10 protein-coding genes are annotated in these 17,686 nt (G+C 47.0%); all 10 read left to right on the top strand.

Annotated elements, in window-relative coordinates; genetic code table 11:
- The first annotated feature begins 1 nt into the window (after position 1).
- Positions 2–1,750 (top strand): Ig-like domain-containing protein, encoded by a 1,749-nt coding sequence (locus H6629_03520; protein MCB9066870.1) that lies wholly within the window; start codon positions 2–4, stop codon positions 1,748–1,750.
- Positions 1,750–2,610, top strand: a complete 861-nt coding sequence (locus H6629_03515; protein ID MCB9066869.1) for a diaminopimelate epimerase — start codon at positions 1,750–1,752, stop codon at positions 2,608–2,610. The genes H6629_03520 and H6629_03515 overlap by 1 nt, the downstream gene beginning before the upstream one ends.
- A gap of 61 nt (positions 2,611–2,671) precedes the next feature.
- Complete coding sequence (locus H6629_03510; GenBank protein MCB9066868.1) at positions 2,672–3,751, top strand: mannose-1-phosphate guanylyltransferase; 1,080 nt, start codon at positions 2,672–2,674, stop codon at positions 3,749–3,751.
- On the top strand, positions 3,742–4,041 hold the full coding sequence (locus tag H6629_03505; protein MCB9066867.1) for a hypothetical protein: 300 nt from the start codon (positions 3,742–3,744) through the stop codon (positions 4,039–4,041). The genes H6629_03510 and H6629_03505 overlap by 10 nt, the downstream gene beginning before the upstream one ends.
- A 605-nt stretch (positions 4,042–4,646) precedes the next feature.
- On the top strand, positions 4,647–7,337 hold the full coding sequence (locus tag H6629_03500) for a T9SS type A sorting domain-containing protein (GenBank protein ID MCB9066866.1): 2,691 nt from the start codon (positions 4,647–4,649) through the stop codon (positions 7,335–7,337).
- A gap of 198 nt (positions 7,338–7,535) precedes the next feature.
- A complete protein-coding gene (locus H6629_03495; protein MCB9066865.1) occupies positions 7,536–10,379 on the top strand; it encodes a carboxypeptidase-like regulatory domain-containing protein in 2,844 nt (947 codons plus the stop codon).
- Positions 10,380–10,412: 33 nt separating this feature from the next.
- Complete coding sequence (locus H6629_03490; GenBank protein ID MCB9066864.1) at positions 10,413–13,550, top strand: T9SS type A sorting domain-containing protein; 3,138 nt, start codon at positions 10,413–10,415, stop codon at positions 13,548–13,550.
- A 96-nt stretch (positions 13,551–13,646) separates the two neighbouring features.
- The gene (locus tag H6629_03485; GenBank protein MCB9066863.1) at positions 13,647–14,663 is read left to right on the top strand and encodes a PorV/PorQ family protein; all 1,017 of its coding nucleotides are present in this window, start codon (positions 13,647–13,649) and stop codon (positions 14,661–14,663) included.
- Positions 14,664–14,863: 200 nt separating this feature from the next.
- Complete coding sequence (locus H6629_03480) at positions 14,864–15,418, top strand: hypothetical protein (GenBank protein MCB9066862.1); 555 nt, start codon at positions 14,864–14,866, stop codon at positions 15,416–15,418.
- 26 nt (positions 15,419–15,444) lie between these two features.
- On the top strand, positions 15,445–17,664 hold the full coding sequence (locus tag H6629_03475; GenBank protein MCB9066861.1) for a T9SS type A sorting domain-containing protein: 2,220 nt from the start codon (positions 15,445–15,447) through the stop codon (positions 17,662–17,664).
- The last annotated feature ends 22 nt before the right edge of the window (positions 17,665–17,686 follow it).

Here is a 17,686-nt window from a genome sequence, read left to right as displayed (position 1 = left end):
GATGCCGGAAACCTTCGGAAAATTCGATGGATTCCCGCCGGGAAATCGTTATATTTCGACCGATATGATGCAAAAATTCTCTGATCAAAAATGGATTCGACTACCGCTTTTTCTGGCAATTGCGCTGGTTTTTCAATTTTGCGCTATCCGTCAAAGCCCGCCGGGTGGCCCGGAAGATAAAACGCCGCCGCAGGTGCTGCGCACTTTCCCGGCAATCGATTCGATTGGTGTCGATCAATTGGAATTTCTGGAAGTGGAGTTTGACGAATCTATCGACCCGGCGTCGTTGCGCGACCAGATCTGGATGATGCCGGAACTGCCCAACGGATTCGAAACAAAAGTGAGCGGTGGTCGCAAATTACGTATTCTGCTGAGTGATTCGCTTGAGGACAATCAAACCTATATCGTGAACATCGGGACAGGTGTTAAAGATTATAGAAACAATAAGTTAGAATCGCCAATTTCGTTAACTTTTTCCACCGGAAATCACATCGACCGGGGCGAAATCGCTGGAAAAGTTCTGGCTGAAAAAGCGCAGGATATTTACATTTTGGCGTATCCGTTTGATAATGATTTTTCAGACAGCATTTTTTTTAACGAAAAAGCGCGCTATTACACGCAAGTTTCAACAAATGGCGATTTCCGGATCGGCTATTTGCGCAGTGGCAAATACCGGGTTTTTGCACTTTCCGACCGTAACCGCGACCGGATTTATACGCTGCAAACGGATGAAATCGGTTTCCCGAGCCAGGATGTGCAGCTCGACTCTACTCAACTTCGCTTCGAAAATTTAAATTTTACGATGGTTCGGGAAGACACGATCGCCCCAAAAATTGCCCGCGCCCGATCGCTCAATCTGCATCGCATCGAAATCCAGTTCAGTGAAGATTTGGCTCTGTTACAGCAGCCAGCTATCAGTTTGGTGGACAGTCTTTCCGGCGATTCGCTGACTATTTTTAGCACAGAAGTGGATACGGAATCACCCAACCGGGTGCTCGTTTTTACAGCGGAACAGCGCGAAACGGTGTATTTGGGCACTATCGATAAATTTAACGATGCTTTTAAAAATGAAGCGAATGGCGATTTCCGGCTTTCCACGAAAGCGAAAGAGGACACGGTAACTGCGAAACTGCTGAACATTTCGCCGGCGGATGGCACCAGAAATATTCGGTACGAATCGACTGTTGAGGTGGCATTTTCGCATCCGCTGGATACGCTTTCTTTTCTCGAAAATACAATTTTTGAAACGGCAGACAGCCAGTCCGTTTCGGGCAAATGGCGGTTTAAAACCCGACGAAACCCGGTTTTTACGCCCGATTCGCTGTTCCGGTCAGCGCAAAGTTATGTGTTGCGATTGAACGTGCCGGAAATTTTCAGTGTGTATCAACAACCATTTGGCGATTCGCTGTTGGTCAGCGGTTTTAGCGCGTGGGATTTCTCCGACCTTGGGGAAATTGGGGGAACAATTGCCGTTCCCGATAGCAGCGGTCAGGCGATCATCGAAGTGCGTGAAATGAACAAATCGCAGGAATTCCGATATGTTGTAGCTGCCAACAAACCCTATTTGTTGCCAAACTTGCCGGACGGGATTTATCAATTAAAAGCATATTGGGATATCAATCAAAATGGATTATATGAACAGGGGCAAAGCCTGCCGTTTGAATTTGCAGAGCCGTTGCGGGTCTATCCGGACACCGTGAAAGTGCGGAAACGCTGGACGACCGACGGCATCAATTTGAGGTTTGAGTGATGAAAAATCAACCAATCCGGTTTCATAAATTGCACGGTGCAGGCAACGATTTTGTGATTATTGATAATCGTTCCGACGGGAAGCATGCGCGATTTGACGGAAAAAATGCTGCGCTGATCCGGCGCATTTGCGATCGCCATTTCGGCGTTGGCGCGGACGGGCTGATGCTTATTTCGGAAGATACCGACTCGGATTTTCAACTGGAATATTACAACGCGGATGGCTTTCCCGGCGAAATGTGCGGAAACGGCGCCCGCTGCGCGGTTTGGTTGGCGCATCTTTTGGGTGTTACGGGGCGGCAGTGCAAATTTATTGTCTGGGGCGAAAATTATGAAGCCGAAGTTCTGGAAAATCAACAAGTTCGGTTAAAAATGAATCCGCCGACTTTTTCCGCGGAACGGCAAAATTTGCAATCGCTGTGCGATAATCGCTTTCCGGAAATGGGCTGGTTGAATACCGGCGTGCCGCATCTGGTGGTAAAATCTGCCGAAAATTTGGCAGCGCTGGATGTGCGCAAATTTGGTGCATATTTTAGATATCATCCGAAATTTGAACCGGAAGGAGTGAATGTTAATTTTGTTGTGCCGGAATCCGAACATCAATTAAATGTGCGGGTATATGAACGCGGTGTGGAAAATGAAACGCTCGCCTGCGGAACGGGTGCGGTAGCTTGCGCGATTTATGCCGCGCAGCAATGGCAATGGCAATCGCCGGTTCGCGTAAATGCGGTTGGCGGCGTTTTGCAGATCGCGTTTGATCCCGATTTTCAACAAATTTATTTAACCGGACCGGTCGCAACCGTTTTTGAAGGTGAACTGAATGAGTTGTATTTTCAAAATAATGCAGTTGTAAATCAATGAAAATAAATAAGATAAACATCCATTGCGGTCGACAGACCGCCAAACAGGGAGGATCCAAATAATGACAATATATTCCGTTTTAATGGCAGGCGGTGTCGGTACGCGATTTTGGCCGCGCAGCCGGGAGACATCGCCAAAACAAGTGTTGAACATTGTTGGTGAGCAAACCATGATTCAGGCGACCCATCGCCGGTTGAAAAATTTGTCGATCGACGAAAATGTGCTGGTGGTGACCAACAGCATCCAGAAGCAATTAATCCATGAACAAATTCCGCAATTGAAAGATAAAAGCTTTCTGATCGAACCATTTGGACGGAACACTGCGCCGTGTATCGGATTGGCAGCCGTTCATGTAGCCGCGCAGGATCCCAACGGAATAATGATGGTTTTACCGGCAGATCATGTGATCAGCAATGTTGATGAATTCGAGAGCGTAATGAAACTCGCCGCAAACTTTGCAGACGAACACAACGCACTGGTGACCATGGGCATAACGCCGTACGAGCCTGCCACGGGTTACGGTTACATTCAAGGTGGAAAAGTGGCAATGGACGCGGGTGAGCATAAAGTGCTGAAAGTGCGCACATTTGCGGAAAAGCCGAATCTGGATACTGCCACACGCTTTTTGGAAAGCGGTGATTTCTTCTGGAATAGCGGTATGTTTGTGTGGAAAGCGACCGCCATTTTACAAGAATTTGAAAAACTGATGCCGGAAATGCATGACCTGTTGATGGAAATTGCAGACAGCATCGGCAGCCCGAATTATCACGATGTTCTGAAAAATGCCTACGAACGCATGCAAAATGTGTCCATCGATGTTGGTATTATGCAGCGTTCCGAACGGGTGTATGTCATTCCCGCAAATATGGGCTGGAATGATGTGGGCAGTTGGGAAACCGTCTACGATATTTCCGCGAAAGATAAACATAGTAATGCCGGAAGATATCGGGAACTGGTGAATGTTGGGTCGCAAGGTTGCCTGGCATATTCCCCGGACAAAATAGTTGCGCTGGTTGGTGTTGAAGACCTTTTGGTTGTCGATACCGGTGATGCGTTGCTGGTGTGTCACAAATCTGCTGCGCAGGATGTTAAACACATCGTTGATGAACTGAAGAAAAAAGGATTAAAGCAATGGCTGTAAAAATCCGCAAACGAAAAGCTGCGCCACCGGAAGGCACACCGGAAGAGCTGGAATTGTTCAAAATGTTGAGCGATGTGATGGGTGCCGCGAATGTGGAAGTCCGGGTGGAAAAAGGCGATTTTCGTGGCGGAATGTGTGTGGTAGATGGTGATCGGGAAATGATTTTTCTCAATAAAAAGCATACGCTCGATAGCCGGATAAGTATTTTAATTAATGAAGTTAACAAGCGTGGTTTAAGTGAGCAACTTCCTCAGGCTGCTGTTGACATTATTGCCAAAAATCGCAAATAAAAAAATATTTCAACATTAAATTTTTTTTAATATTTCAGGCATGGGCAACCATGCCTTTTTTTATTTGAATTGCAATAGGATTGTTGTCGGAAAGTGATTTTTATGAAACCCTTGCATCTTTAAAAAACTGAGATTATAATTCAATAGTTTATCAAGACAAGTAACCATTTTTCAGGATTTTGGCATGATTCTCCAATCATCAAAATACTTGTTTTCCAGTTTGCTTTCGATATTTTTCAGCCAACCAGCGATGTTTTTGTTTCTTTTGACAATTCAGGTATTTGGATATTTAAAAAAACGACACTATATTTATAGTTGAGTGGAAATTCCTTTCCGCTTTTTTAGGTAAAATCTTTCTTTACTGTTTTGTGAAAATGGCGCAAAAACTGCTCTAAATATTTGTAAATTCAATAATTATGTAATTCAAAATAATTCAATGGTACAAAAATTGTTCCTTAATTAATAACTAAAGCAAGGAGGTGAGATCGCCCAACGTAATCTCATTTTTTTAGTTTCAGGAGGATATGGATGCAGTGTTAGCACAACATGGATGTTTGGATCGTTGTTAATCAGTTTCATTTATTCATCACAATGTAGGAGACACTATGTTTAAAAAAGCGTTATCAGTTATGATTGTCTTGAGCTTGTCGCTTTTTGCAAAAGAATTTAATACCAAGAAAGCACAGAAAGTGACACCGGCTGACGAAGAACGCTGGGAACAAAAAATTTCCGGACTCGGCAATTATCCTCAAACACAATCTGTCCAGGTGGCAGGGCGAGTAGAGATCGGTCGTACTTGGTACGATTATGCAACAAACAACGTCATGGGTCGTATGATTTCATATGCGCCCAATGGTATTCACGTTACTTTTATGAAAAGAGCAGGTTCTGCAACTGCCACACGTTATGTAACTTATGATTACTTTGATTATTCCTTTGGTGATTTCTTTGGCAACCAATCCGTTACAACGGACCGTCAAACCGGTTGGGGACGTTTAATGACCGGAAAAGACGGTGAAGCAATTATCTCGCTGCACAATAACCCGACCCAAATGTGGTTTGATACCTATGATATCAACTCGGGGCCCGGATATAATTTCCAAAGCAATGTCGGTGTTGAAACCAACCCGGGTGTCTTCGCTGGACAAGCCCGACATGGAGATACTTTAGTGTTCATTACTCAAGGTGCAAGTGAGTGGGCAGATGGTTCATTTAAGTACTCCTTTGACTACGGAACGACTTGGCAAAGCAATAGTGCTTTGAGTGTAACAACAGATAATGGAAACGGAGAACGCTGGCCAGATTTCAATCCCACCAATCCGTCACAAATCAAACATGGTCTTAGCTTAACTCCTCCTGAATTTGGTGGCGACCCAGTTATTGGTGGTGCAACATATTTTGTTACTACTAATGATTGGGGGGTAACTTGGGATACCACCAGAGTTACTGATAATGATGAAGTGTTCCTGACGAAATTTGGACAGACAACATATTCAATTGCTGCTTTCCAACAATTTAACGCAATGTTTACCCAAAATGGTACTTACCATATGATTTTTAGTGCGGTGCAAGCCATCAGGGACACCATGACCTCCACATTGCAAGACTATAAGCCAATTTTGTACTGGAATGATAGCTTGAATAAGCTGGTACAAATCAACGATACGCTCTACGCTGCACCGTCTGATACAGCAACTATTACAGCACTTCAGAGCTTGTATCCGGGTAATGGTATAGGCAATGCATATGCGCATATTGCTGAAGGTCCTAACGGTGAATTGTTAGCCGTTTGGCAACAATGGGAAGCCAGCCCGATAGACGGTAGTATTGTAACAGCCGTCGGTACCGGTGGAATTGAAAAATTTATGACTGACATTTGGGGCGCTTATTCCCCCGATGGTGGTACGACATGGAGCTATACGTTTAAAATTGCCGGTAATCCTGGCGAATCTGATGTATACCCGAATATACCGGAAAACTTTAAATTTGATGCTTCCGGCGATTCGATTATTGTTGATTTGGCGTATATGTTTGACCCAGATCCAGGCTGTTCCTTGTTTGCCGATGAAAATGGCCCGGCAGAAGCCATTTGGTATTACGAACGCGTTGGCATTAACACCAACGACTTGACCTACAAGCCATCATTTGGCGCTTCAGCAGCTGATTACGATGTATTGTTCACCAACGATATGTCCGTTCAGATTGCTGTGGGGAACTTCGATCCGAACAACGCGGCAGATATCGCATTTGTACGCGGTAGCTTTAACGGCTGGAGCGAAGACAATCCGATGAGCCCGAATATCTTCACCCCGACCGATTACGAAGCGCTGGTTGTCATTAATTTGACCCCGCAAGTAGATACCGTTGCTTATAAATTCTTCTATCGTTCGGCTGCAAATGGTGATGTATGGGAAGGTGGCGCAGACTACAAATTCACCCCGACCGGTAACGAAACCGATACCGACGCAAACGGTAACCCGAACTATGATGTACCGCGCCGCTTCTTCGATAATGTTACCGTATCGGATGTATTCACAACTGCTGAAGACATCATTTTCGAAGCGGATATGTATGCAGCAGCAGCATTCCTGGCGGACAGCGGTGCAATTACCTTTGGCGGCGGAAACGTAACCGCTATTGATACTGTTTATTTGGCCGGCAGTGTACCCAAAACCACCCCGGCATTGGCATGGGTATGGGATTTGACACCTGGCGATCCTGCACGCGAAGCCTTGCAAATGAACGATACCGGAACCAATGGCGACGCTGTTGCCGCGGACGGTGTATGGTCAATCACCATCAACTTTGGTGTTGGCGCTCCGAAAAACATCTTCTGGAAACATGGTATTTCCGGACATGACAACGAAGCCGGATTTCAACAAGACTGGAACGAAAACGTAGCTGAAGTTGCTGCCGCTAACGGTGGCCGTGTTTACAAAATTTTCGGCGCAAATGGTGACTATTATACCGCATATGTAGGTATCGAAGATCTGGATGAAGATTTCTTCAGCCAGCCGGAAACCTACGCATTGTTCCAAAACTACCCGAACCCCTTTAACCCCAGCACAACCATCGAGTTTGCATTGAGCAGCGCCTCAAATGTAACGTTGGAAATTTTCAACATCGTTGGTCAAAAAGTACGCACGCTGGTTAGCGATCGTATGATTGCCGGTGGCTATCAGGCTGTTTGGGATGGTCGCGATGATCGTGGAACGACAGTTGGTACCGGTGTTTACATTTATCGTTTGACAGCAAACGATTTTGTTCAAACCCGTAAAATGTTGTTAGTGAAATAAGCTGTATTTTTCTTTCGGATTGTTCCGGCATTCGATGCCGGAACAATCCTTTTTTTTGGATAAGTTCATGTTTTTTTAAGCGTTTGAAGGAGCGGTTTCTCAGGCTGAACTGGGGGCTCCTTGTGGTGAACTTTCCCACCGGAACCTCCACTTCAGTCTGTAATCAACCCAAAAACAAATCATACTCTGGGAGGCATTATGTTAAAACGCTTCTACCTTGCCTTTCTATCTCTCAGCCTATTGTTTGGCGTCTTTGCACAGCAAGCCGGAAAAATCAGCGGCGTTGTTCGTGACAAAGCCAACGGTGAGCCGTTACCCGGTGTTAACGTAATTGTTGAAGAATCGTTGCTGGGTGCATCGACAGATGCGGATGGCTCATATGTTATCCTTAATGTGCCGCCGGGCACGTACACCATCAGTTTTGAATACATCGGCTATCAGTCGATAAAGGTGGAAAACGTGCGGGTTGTGCCGGATATTACCAAACGGCTGGATATGGATTTGAGCACCACAACTATCGAAATCGACGAAGCGATTACGGTTGTGGCAGAAAAACCGTTTTTTGAAGCAGCAGCAACCAACACCGTTCGGGTGCTGGATGCGGAAGAAATTGAACGGATTCCGGTTCGCGGTATCAACTCCATCGTGTCGTATAACGCGGGTGTTGTTGCAGCGGACGGCTCCGGTGGCGATACGGACAACGCCACAATAAACGTGCGCGGTGGGCGCGGTAACGAAACGCTATTTATTGTGGACGGGATTCCATATAATGATGTGGTTTTCGGTAACGTTACCGGAACAATCCCTGACGCAGCTATCGAGCAGGTTTCCTCACAACTCGGTGGATTCAGCGCGAAATATGGGAGTGCGCAATCCGGTGTTATCAATATCACCACCAAAAGCGGTGCCGCCAAGTTTTACGGTGGAACCGATCTGGTTTCTTCCAACATAACGGATGACTACAATTATAATTCTGCAACCGGTTTTCTCGGTGGTCCGTTATTTGGCAAATTCTCGTTTTTCGGCTCCGGCGAATATATTCAAACCGATGATGATCGCCCCCGCGCCAGTGGTTTGGTGATCCCATCTGCCGGTATCGATTTAAAAGCGCGTCCGGGAATGGGCAGCGATGTTACCCGCTTTACAACAAAAGTGGATGGTAATTTCGAAAAATTCAAAATTACCTTTAGCAGCAACGGTTCATACCGCAATTCTCGGCAGTATATTCACGATTATGCCAAAAACGCATCCGATCACTATCCTTTGATCAAAGAAAATGTGTTGGGTGGCGCCATGCGCTTCTCTCATGTGGTCAATCAGACCACATTTTGGGATATTACGGCACGCGCCAAAAATACATACTATCGTCGCGGCGATGGTGTGTGGTTTGAAGACCTCGAATCGTACGGCGATGCTGAAGCAAACGCGTTGCGAGGTGTAATTTTGCCGCAAGGCGATGGCTCCAACGTGTTGGTCGATTCCCTTGGCGGTGTTTTTTATGATAAAGGCCGTATTTTCAACCTCTTCCAGAAATATGAAATCAACACTTACGGTTTGGATTTTAACATGACCAAACAGTTTGACAACCATTTGCTGGAAGTTGGCGCAACGGTCGATCAGCATCAGGTGCGGTATTACACAAACAACCCGATTGACATTGCCGAAAACGTAGATAGCGAATCGGAAGAAATTCGCTACACCAAAACCGTGGGTGTTTTTTACGGCTACGATATTTTTGGCAACGAAATTTCCAACCAAAATTTCCGCACAGTTGAAGGCGATATGTTTGAAGAATCTGCACCCAAACAGCCAATCAATGCCGGTGCGTATATTCAGGATCGCATAGAATTTCAGGATTTCATCCTGAATTTGGGTGTTCGCTGGGATTATTTTGAACCGGATTTCGATCGCATCCGCGATCCGAACAATATTTTCTCATTTGGCGATAATCCCAACCGACTGGATGTAGATGATTACGAAAAAGCACCATCAGAAAGCTACATCAGCCCACGATTGGGTTTTGCTTTCCCGATGACCGAAAAAACGGTATTTCATGCCCAATACGGTATTTTCCGGCAAGCGCCGCGCTTTTTCGATATTTATGATTCGTGGAACAATATTGACGTGATCGAACAGCGCGATGGCCAGGGCCAAAACAATGGTCATGTGCAAATGGAGCGCACCACCAACTACGAATTCGGTTTCAAACAACAGTTTGGCAACATTGCCAGTTTGGATGTTACCGCATACTACCGGAATGTGGAAGGGTTGATCAACGTTACAACCGTTCGCAGCCAGTTCGGGCAAACCACCAGGACTTATATTTCTACGGTGAACCAGGATTTTGGAACGATAAAAGGGATGGCTTTTAGCTTTAATTTGCGCCGGATGGGACCGGTTACCACAAAAATTGACTACGCGCTCTCGTTGAGCGAAGGCACTGGTTCGGATCCTTCCAGCAGCCGGGTGGCAACTTTCCGCAATCCGAACAATGCAGTGCCGCTGGCAATTGCGCCACTGGATTTTGACCAACGCCATACTTTTACCGCAAGCCTGGATATTCGATCAGGCAATGACGAAGGACCGAATATTTTCGGTTCAAAATTATTGGAAAACTCCGGTGCGACATTCCTGATTAATTACAATAGCGGACGCCCGTATACGCCGCTGGAAACCGCAAATCCGTTGACGGATAATTCGCAGTACGGGAATACAACGCAATATGTGAACAGTGCACTTGCCGGTAGCTTGTTCCGCATCGACTTGCGGGTGGATAAAGATATCCGCATTGGTAATTTTTCGATTACGCCGTATTTATGGATTCAAAATTTACTGGATCGTGACAATTTTGTTGATGTTTGGCCATCAACCGGAAAACCGGATGATAGCGGTTACCTGAACACGCCCGAAGGTGAACAATTGGTTCGCAGTACATCACCTTCCAGCCCGGATTTTGTTTCGGATTTTAAGGCGCTCGAAAGAGATCCTGAAAATTACGGTTTACCGCGGATTATCCGTTTGGGGCTGAAAGCAAAGTTCTAAACTGAACAGAAAAAATAACTGACGAGGCATAAAATGCGATTCAGACTACTCATTGCCATGATTGTTGCCGGCATGTGCATAAGCGTGGCAGCCAAAGAAAAACCGGGCAAGCAATCGCTCCAGAAAGGTGCGACGATTGGTCTGGTGGACACAATGGCGATCAACAACATTTTTCTACCTTATCAAAACGATGGGTCAACGGCGGAAAATGCCCAGGCATATTTCCCGAACCCCGGTATACCAGTACCATTATCTTATAACCAGAGCTTTTTGTATCAGGGCGGGATAGCCGCAACCGGTTATATAAACGGTCAACTGCGGGCATCTTGGATGGCTAAAGCATCGTTAATTCAGGAATTTCAACCCGGAAAATGGGGAACAAACCCGGACGATTCAGACGCACGTTTTTACGTGGTCAACAAATCCGACGCCCCCGGAAGCCGTGCCTATATCGATTGGCAAAAAGCAGTTGAGCTGGGCGCCAGTTTTAAGGATATGGACGGCGACGGTGTGTACGACCCCAATATTGACGTGCCGGATATTTTGGGTGACCGCACCAGTTGGACGGTGTATAACGATGGCACGGATATTTCCGTTCGGACAGACGGTTTGCAAACCCAGCCCTTAGGTTTGGAAGTGCATCAACAGGTGTTCGCGTTTGCCCGGGATAATGAATTGGGCAACGTGGTTTTCCTGCGTTATCGCATGATTAATGTGACGGAAAACGACATCGATTCGCTGATTTTCAGCATTTGGACGGACCCGGATATCGGCGAAGCGACTGACGATTTGATCGGTTCAGATATCGAGCTCAGTTTGGGCTATTGCTACAACAACGGCGATGACAACGACGGCACCGGTCCATACGGCTCCAACCCGCCTGCGTTTGGGGTGGATTTTTTCCAGGGACCGATTGTTTCTTCTCCCGGCGATACGGCATATCGCTTTTTGGGACCGCAGTTTGGTGTCGATACCATTCCGGATTTCCGTAATTTACCACTGACATCATTTACATTCTATAATAATGACCCCAGTGGGCAAACCCAATTCCCGAGCCCGGGAAATAATGTGGTTATCGCACGGCGCTATCAGGTTGGTGGTGTAGATGGCAACGGAAACCCGATTAACCCTGAATTATATGGCGTCGGTGGTACGGCTGGTACGGCACCGCAATATTTTTACTCCGGCGATCCTGCAACCGGAGAAGGCTGGCTGGATAACACCGAAGCAGACAAACGGTTTATGGTAAATACCGGCCCCTTCCGCCTCGCTGCCAGCGATACGCAGGATATTGTGGTTGCGTACGTTGTCGGGCAGTTGCAGCAAAACGGAAATTCGAGCGCAAACGTAGCTGAATTGAAACGCATCGATGCGACGGCACAATCCATTTATGACGGTAACTTTTTTGTTGCCGGACCGCCGCCGCCGCCTCATGTGGATGTGCGGACATTTGATGACCGTATCGAGCTGATTATTGATTTGGAACGCAACGGCACACTGTATCACGATGAAATTGACGGAATCGATAACCGGCAGATGTTCGAGGGCATCAATATTTACCAATTCAATTCGCCCCAAACCACGCTTCGTGCCAACAACGGGCAATTGAACCGGCAACTGCTGGCATCGTTCGATGTACGCAATCAGTACGCCGATATTTTGATTCAACAAACCAACGAGCGTGTTCGGCTGTATCGCGGAAACAATAATCTGAATCTCTCCGCAATCGGCGATTCCGGCGGTACGGTTATTCGCTATGTGATAGATAAAGATGTATTTAACGAAGGTCAGCCGTTGATCAACAATGCAGAATATTATTTCTCGGTAACGTCGTTCAGCATCAATGTAAACCAGTTATCACCGTTGGAAAACGGCGCATGGATTGGCAGTGCAGACCCCTATCTGGAAAACCCGCTCGGTGGGGCTCAGCTTTTCAGTGTTATTTTTAATCGCGATGAAAATCGTCCGTTTAAAGGCAGCACGGCAGAATATATCGGCACCCGAACGGGTCTGGCCGGCAGGGATGTGTTTGACGGTCGTGTGGTGTTCGACGTGGTTGATCGCGATGCTCTGACCAACGACAATTATCTCGTTTCTTTCTTTAATAATGGCGATTTTTACAGCATCACCAACGAATCACAAAATCGCGTTTTGCGCGATACATTGATCCAGCAGGACAGTCTTGCTGGCAATTCATGGACATTCCCGATTATCGATGGTTTGTCCATCCGGGTTAAAAATGTGCCGGACGGTATCAATTCTGTTGAGGAAACCATGCCTGCTGGTGGTGTCGACTGGTTGGATGGCGCGGCCATTCTTACCAGCTCAACCGCCGCATATAATGGCGGAGTGGATTTTATCCAGAATTCCTTCCGCAGTAACCTATCGCCGGGTTTGTCGCGCGAAGACTATTTTCCGGTGCGGTTGGTGCTCGGCACAACGGATGATGCATTTGCGCAACATTTTCGTGCAAATTACAACCTTTCGGTCGGGATGAAACCCACATTCCTGAAAGCGTTCGATATGACAGATCCCAACAGTCCGCGTCAACTGTATGTGGCGTATCACAACGCCAGCCCGACGGGTATCGTGGATTTTTCATCGAATAACGACATCATCATTTTTAAGTCGGATTATGCCGGTGATGCCGCTCGCTACGGGCGCGCGTCAACCGATACGCTGTTCCGCGATGAAGCATATCTGGTTGCCCAGTTTGTTGCGGTGGATTCCATTTTGCAAGCCAACGAAATGACGCTGGATATCACGCCGTATTATCCAAATTCCAACGTGGATGAATACCGCGTTCACACCGAGGATGTGCAGCCGCTGGTAACCGCTGCGGAGCGCAAAGATCAATTGGAAATGGTGAATGTGGTTCCCAACCCGTATTGGGCATATAGCGCATACGAAACCAGTTACGATACTCCGGTGATCAAATTCACCCATTTGCCCAACGAAGTGACCATCCGCATTTTCAACCTTGCCGGGCAGTTGATTAAAACCCTGAGCAAGAATAATGTAGCGAATGAATTAACCTGGAATTTGCGAAATGAGTCGAACCTTCGGGTGGCATCGGGCATGTATCTTGCCCATGTGGAAGCTCCGGAAATCGGAGAAAAGATACTCAAATTTGCAATTATTCAGCGTGAAGAGCGATTGGATCGCTTCTAAAAAGCGGGATGGCAGATCGATTTGGCAACAACGGCCAGATCGGTTGAATCCCGACAAAAACTGAGAAAAAGAAAATCAAAACTGTGAGATCGTAATATGGCTAAATCAATTTGGACTTCGATTGTCATCCTGACGCTGTGTGTCGGGATGCTCCAGGCCGGGGATGAGGCGCGGTTGGGAACAACTGCCGGCTCCCAGTTGTTGATTCCGACGGGTGCCCGGTCGTTGGGGATGGGCGGATTGCTGAGCGATGTTGCCGGCTCCGAAGCCATCTTCTGGAATCCCGCCGGGATAACTCACGGCACCGGAAATGAAGTAATGTTCAACAATATGAGCTGGCTGGCGGATATTGATGTGAATTACATCGCGCTGGTTTACAACGGCGGAAACCTCGGTGGCTTTGGGTTTCATATCCAAAGCATGGATTTTGGCGATATCGTGGAAACAACCGAGGAATTACCGGATGGAACGGGTAACACCTATTCGCCATCGTTCATTATTACGGGATTTTCGTACAGCCGACTGTTGACGGATCATATTAATGTTGGCATTACCGCCAAATACATCAACGAAACGATTATGGAAACCCGTGCATCGACATTCGCATTCGATTTGGGTGTGCAATATCGTTTTCAAAACAACATCCGCATGGGTGTGGTTATGAAAAATGTTGGCGGTAAAATGCGTTATGACGGGCGCAATCTGGAACGCAGTTTCGAGATCCCGAGCAACAGTTTGCAAACGGACAACGGCTATTTTCGAGGTAGTGCGTTGGCATCGGATATTCCGTCAACATTTTCATTTGGCGTATCGTACACATCCAATTTTAACGAAGACAATTCGATGATGTTCACCGGCTCATTTACCAACCAAAACGATGCATCGGATATCGGATTCGGCGGTGTGGAATATGCATTCAAAGAATTCTTCTTCCTGCGCGGCGGTTACAACCACCAGTTCCAAAGCAGCGATAACAACGTTTTTGGCGCGTCTTTCGGTGCGGGGATGAAATACCAAATGGGCGATTTCATCTTCCATTTCGACTACGCCTTCCGCCAGTTGACAGATTATTTTGAAGATTCCAATATTTTTACCATCAAACTTGGATTCTAAAACTGCCAAAAATTGACTCAAACTAAAAGGCTGCTATTATTTAGCAGCCTTTTTTATCTGCTACCTCAAAAATAATTCTCAATCAAGAAAAAATTAGTGATTCAATAATATTTAATTATATTAATCACCTACGAAATTTGCATAAAACGACATCAGTATTTATAGATGATTTTTTCAATAAATAAACAAGGAGAAATGCTATGTTGCATCGTTTTTTTGGGCGTGGCATGTTACCGGCAATCCTTTTGCTGCTGGTTTGTACTGCATCTGCGCTGACACTACGGAAAACATCACTGGAAGAATTGACAACATCTTCACAATTGGTTGTGCTGGGAAAAGTTACAGATGTGAAATACGTTTGGGAAGATGCATCCCAACGGGCAATCAACACATTGCTGACCATTTCTGTGGATGAATACATCAAAGGTGATGGCGATGGCACAGTGGTTGTCCGGCAATTGGGCGGACAAATTGGCGATTTTGGCGATCATGTTGCCGGAACACCCCAATTTAATGAAAATGACGAAGTTGTGTTCTTTTTGCTGGAACACAATGGCAGCTACTGGATTCATTCAATCGTGTTGGGTTCGTACAATGTAATTACGCAAAATGATGGTGTGCAGTATGTGCTGAGCGATTTGCGGGATATTAACCTGGTAGACGATGCCAGCCACCCGGTTGCCGAAGCAGAGGCTTATACCTGGATGCCGGTAAATTCTTTTATCAGCGAAGTGCGTAATTTTGTGCAACAGTAACCAACGCCCAAAACGAGGAAAAAACAATGAAGTTACCATTAAAAACCATTAATCGTGATCAATTTTTTATCACTGCGCTGGGCATCGCATTGAGTCTGTTGTTTTTGGGATTTTGTGTGCTGACCAGCAATCAGGGATTCGAGCGGCGCTATCTGGATTCGGATATCCCGTTTGTTTACCAGCTAAATAACAGCATTCCGCTGGAATGGATTCCGGTGATCAACGCATCCGCAGATTCCTGGACAAACCTGGAATCCTGCTATTGGGTGTTCGAAGCCGGTCCGCTGACCCCAACAACCAGCGCCAGCCAGGATAATATCAATCTGGTATTTTTCGATTTTGGTGGTGTAAATTTTCCGCCGGGAACCAGCACCATTGCATTCTCCCGGACATACACAACCGGCAGCGGTGCCAGTTTCCACGCAACGGAATCTGATTTGGTGTGGAACGCCCGTGATTTTACACCCTCTATTACCGGCAACGCCGGACAACAGGATTTGCAAAGCGTAATGTCGCACGAATTTGGGCATCACATGGGCATTGGACATGCAGGACCGGTTGGCGGACCTCCCGGATGTGGGCCATTGTTAACAGCCTCTACGATGTATGGCACATCCTCCTCTGGCGATACTACCGGCCGCACCCTCGAGCCGGATGATATTGCCGCAGGCTCCATCATTTATCCCACAATGACGCTGGAAGGCGTTGTGGTGGATGTCGCAAATGGTTTACCGCTGGAAGGCGCCGGCGTTATCACAACGGTTGACGGCGCAGGATATTACACCGGTCCGGTCGAAACGCCAAACGGCAGCACATACGAGCGCCCCGGAATTGTTGGCGTTATTCCTGTTCAGGCGGACGGATCGTATTTTGCGGTAATTCTCAAAAATCCGATCGATTTACGGGTGGAATATTTCGGTTATCAATCCATTCTCGATCAGGTGCAATATCTGCCGCCCGGCGGCATCGGTTTAACCCAGGCTGCAGTTCGGGATTTCCAATTGCAGGAAAGCCCGCTCGCCACGTTCTCCGGAACAGTATTCGATTCTGTATCGCTGGATACGATTTCTGCCGTACTGGAAGTTGTCGCTATCAGCAATAAAGTGGGCACGCCGGACACAGTTTTTGCATCCGCAACCACAATTGCCGGCGGTTTCTCGCTCGATTTACCGGCAAACGAAAATTATCTCGTCACCGTGCGTCCGGCTTTGCCGTACCCGACAGTTCAATATCTGATCGACGATCTCGATCAGGCTGGCGAGCAAGCCGATTTCCGGCTGAATCCGGCGGACGTATTCTTGGTGAACGACGACCCCGCAGCCGAAAGCGAAATTTATATCCAGCAAGCGTTTGATGCGTTGGGTGTAACCTATTATACCTGGCAGATCGCCACATCCGGATTACCGGAAACTGCCGATTTCCAGGCTTTCCCGGAACCCAAAACGGTTTTCTGGTTTACCGGCGCAGCACTCGCGGAACCGGTGAACGAATTGGAAATGAATTTGTTGACAGAATTTTTGGATTCGGGCGGACGCCTGCTGCTCAGCGGGCAAAATATCGCAGAAAGCGATACCGGCAGTGTGTTGCTGCAGGATTATCTGCAGGTGAGTTATGATCGTAATTTTTCGCCGCCAATTATGAAAGGCGTTGAAGACGATCCGGTTGGCGGTGGTTTGCTGATGCAAACATCCGGCGGTCCGGGCAACCAGGCCAGCAAAGATGTGCTGATTGCCGGCACAGCTGCAACGCCGGTTGTCGGATATGGTCCGGCGGGCACATCCGGTACAGCGGGCATTCGCATCCACAACAACCAGGCTGGCTGGAAAGCCGTATTTTTAGGATTCGGTATCGAAACCATCAACAATACCGACGGCATTCTGGATCAATTTGTGGATAACACGCTGAACTGGTTTAACATCCTCACCGGCATCGGAACGGCCGAGCCGATCGGCGATATTATTCCTGAAGTGTTTTCGTTGGATCAAAACTATCCCAATCCTTTTAACCCGGAAACAACCATTCGGTTTAATGTACCGGAGGTAAGCAAGGTTAAGTTGAAAATATTCAATAATTTGGGGCAGGAAGTTCGCCAATTGACCAGCAAAACCTATCAGCCGGGCGCCTATCAAATTCAGTGGGACGGCCGCGATAGCCGGGGCAACGTGCTCGCAACCGGCATGTATTATTATCAAATGGAAACCAGCAAAGGCTTCCGCAATGTCAAAAAAATGATGCTCGTGAAATAACGTTTTATCAGCTGAACTTTTT

It is taken from the genome of Calditrichia bacterium (assembly GCA_020634975.1).
In the GTDB taxonomy this organism is placed as follows: domain Bacteria; phylum Calditrichota; class Calditrichia; order RBG-13-44-9; family J075; genus JACKAQ01.
Note: the sequence above shows the minus strand (reverse complement) of the source record. Positions and strands in the feature narration are given on the sequence as shown.

What these genes read in the sequence shown, in the direction of transcription:
- H6629_03515 (MCB9066869.1), top strand. Translation starts at nt 1,750, where the DNA reads ATGAAAAATCAACCAATCCGGTTTCATAAATTGCACGGTGCAGGCAAC.
- H6629_03485 (MCB9066863.1), top strand. Translation starts at nt 13,647, where the DNA reads ATGGCTAAATCAATTTGGACTTCGATTGTCATCCTGACGCTGTGTGTC.
- H6629_03490 (MCB9066864.1), top strand. Translation starts at nt 10,413, where the DNA reads ATGCGATTCAGACTACTCATTGCCATGATTGTTGCCGGCATGTGCATA.
- H6629_03500 (MCB9066866.1), top strand. Translation starts at nt 4,647, where the DNA reads ATGTTTAAAAAAGCGTTATCAGTTATGATTGTCTTGAGCTTGTCGCTT.
- H6629_03505 (MCB9066867.1), top strand. Translation starts at nt 3,742, where the DNA reads ATGGCTGTAAAAATCCGCAAACGAAAAGCTGCGCCACCGGAAGGCACA.
- H6629_03520 (MCB9066870.1), top strand. Translation starts at nt 2, where the DNA reads ATGCCGGAAACCTTCGGAAAATTCGATGGATTCCCGCCGGGAAATCGT.
- H6629_03480 (MCB9066862.1), top strand. Translation starts at nt 14,864, where the DNA reads ATGTTGCATCGTTTTTTTGGGCGTGGCATGTTACCGGCAATCCTTTTG.
- H6629_03495 (MCB9066865.1), top strand. Translation starts at nt 7,536, where the DNA reads ATGTTAAAACGCTTCTACCTTGCCTTTCTATCTCTCAGCCTATTGTTT.
- H6629_03510 (MCB9066868.1), top strand. Translation starts at nt 2,672, where the DNA reads ATGACAATATATTCCGTTTTAATGGCAGGCGGTGTCGGTACGCGATTT.
- H6629_03475 (MCB9066861.1), top strand. Translation starts at nt 15,445, where the DNA reads ATGAAGTTACCATTAAAAACCATTAATCGTGATCAATTTTTTATCACT.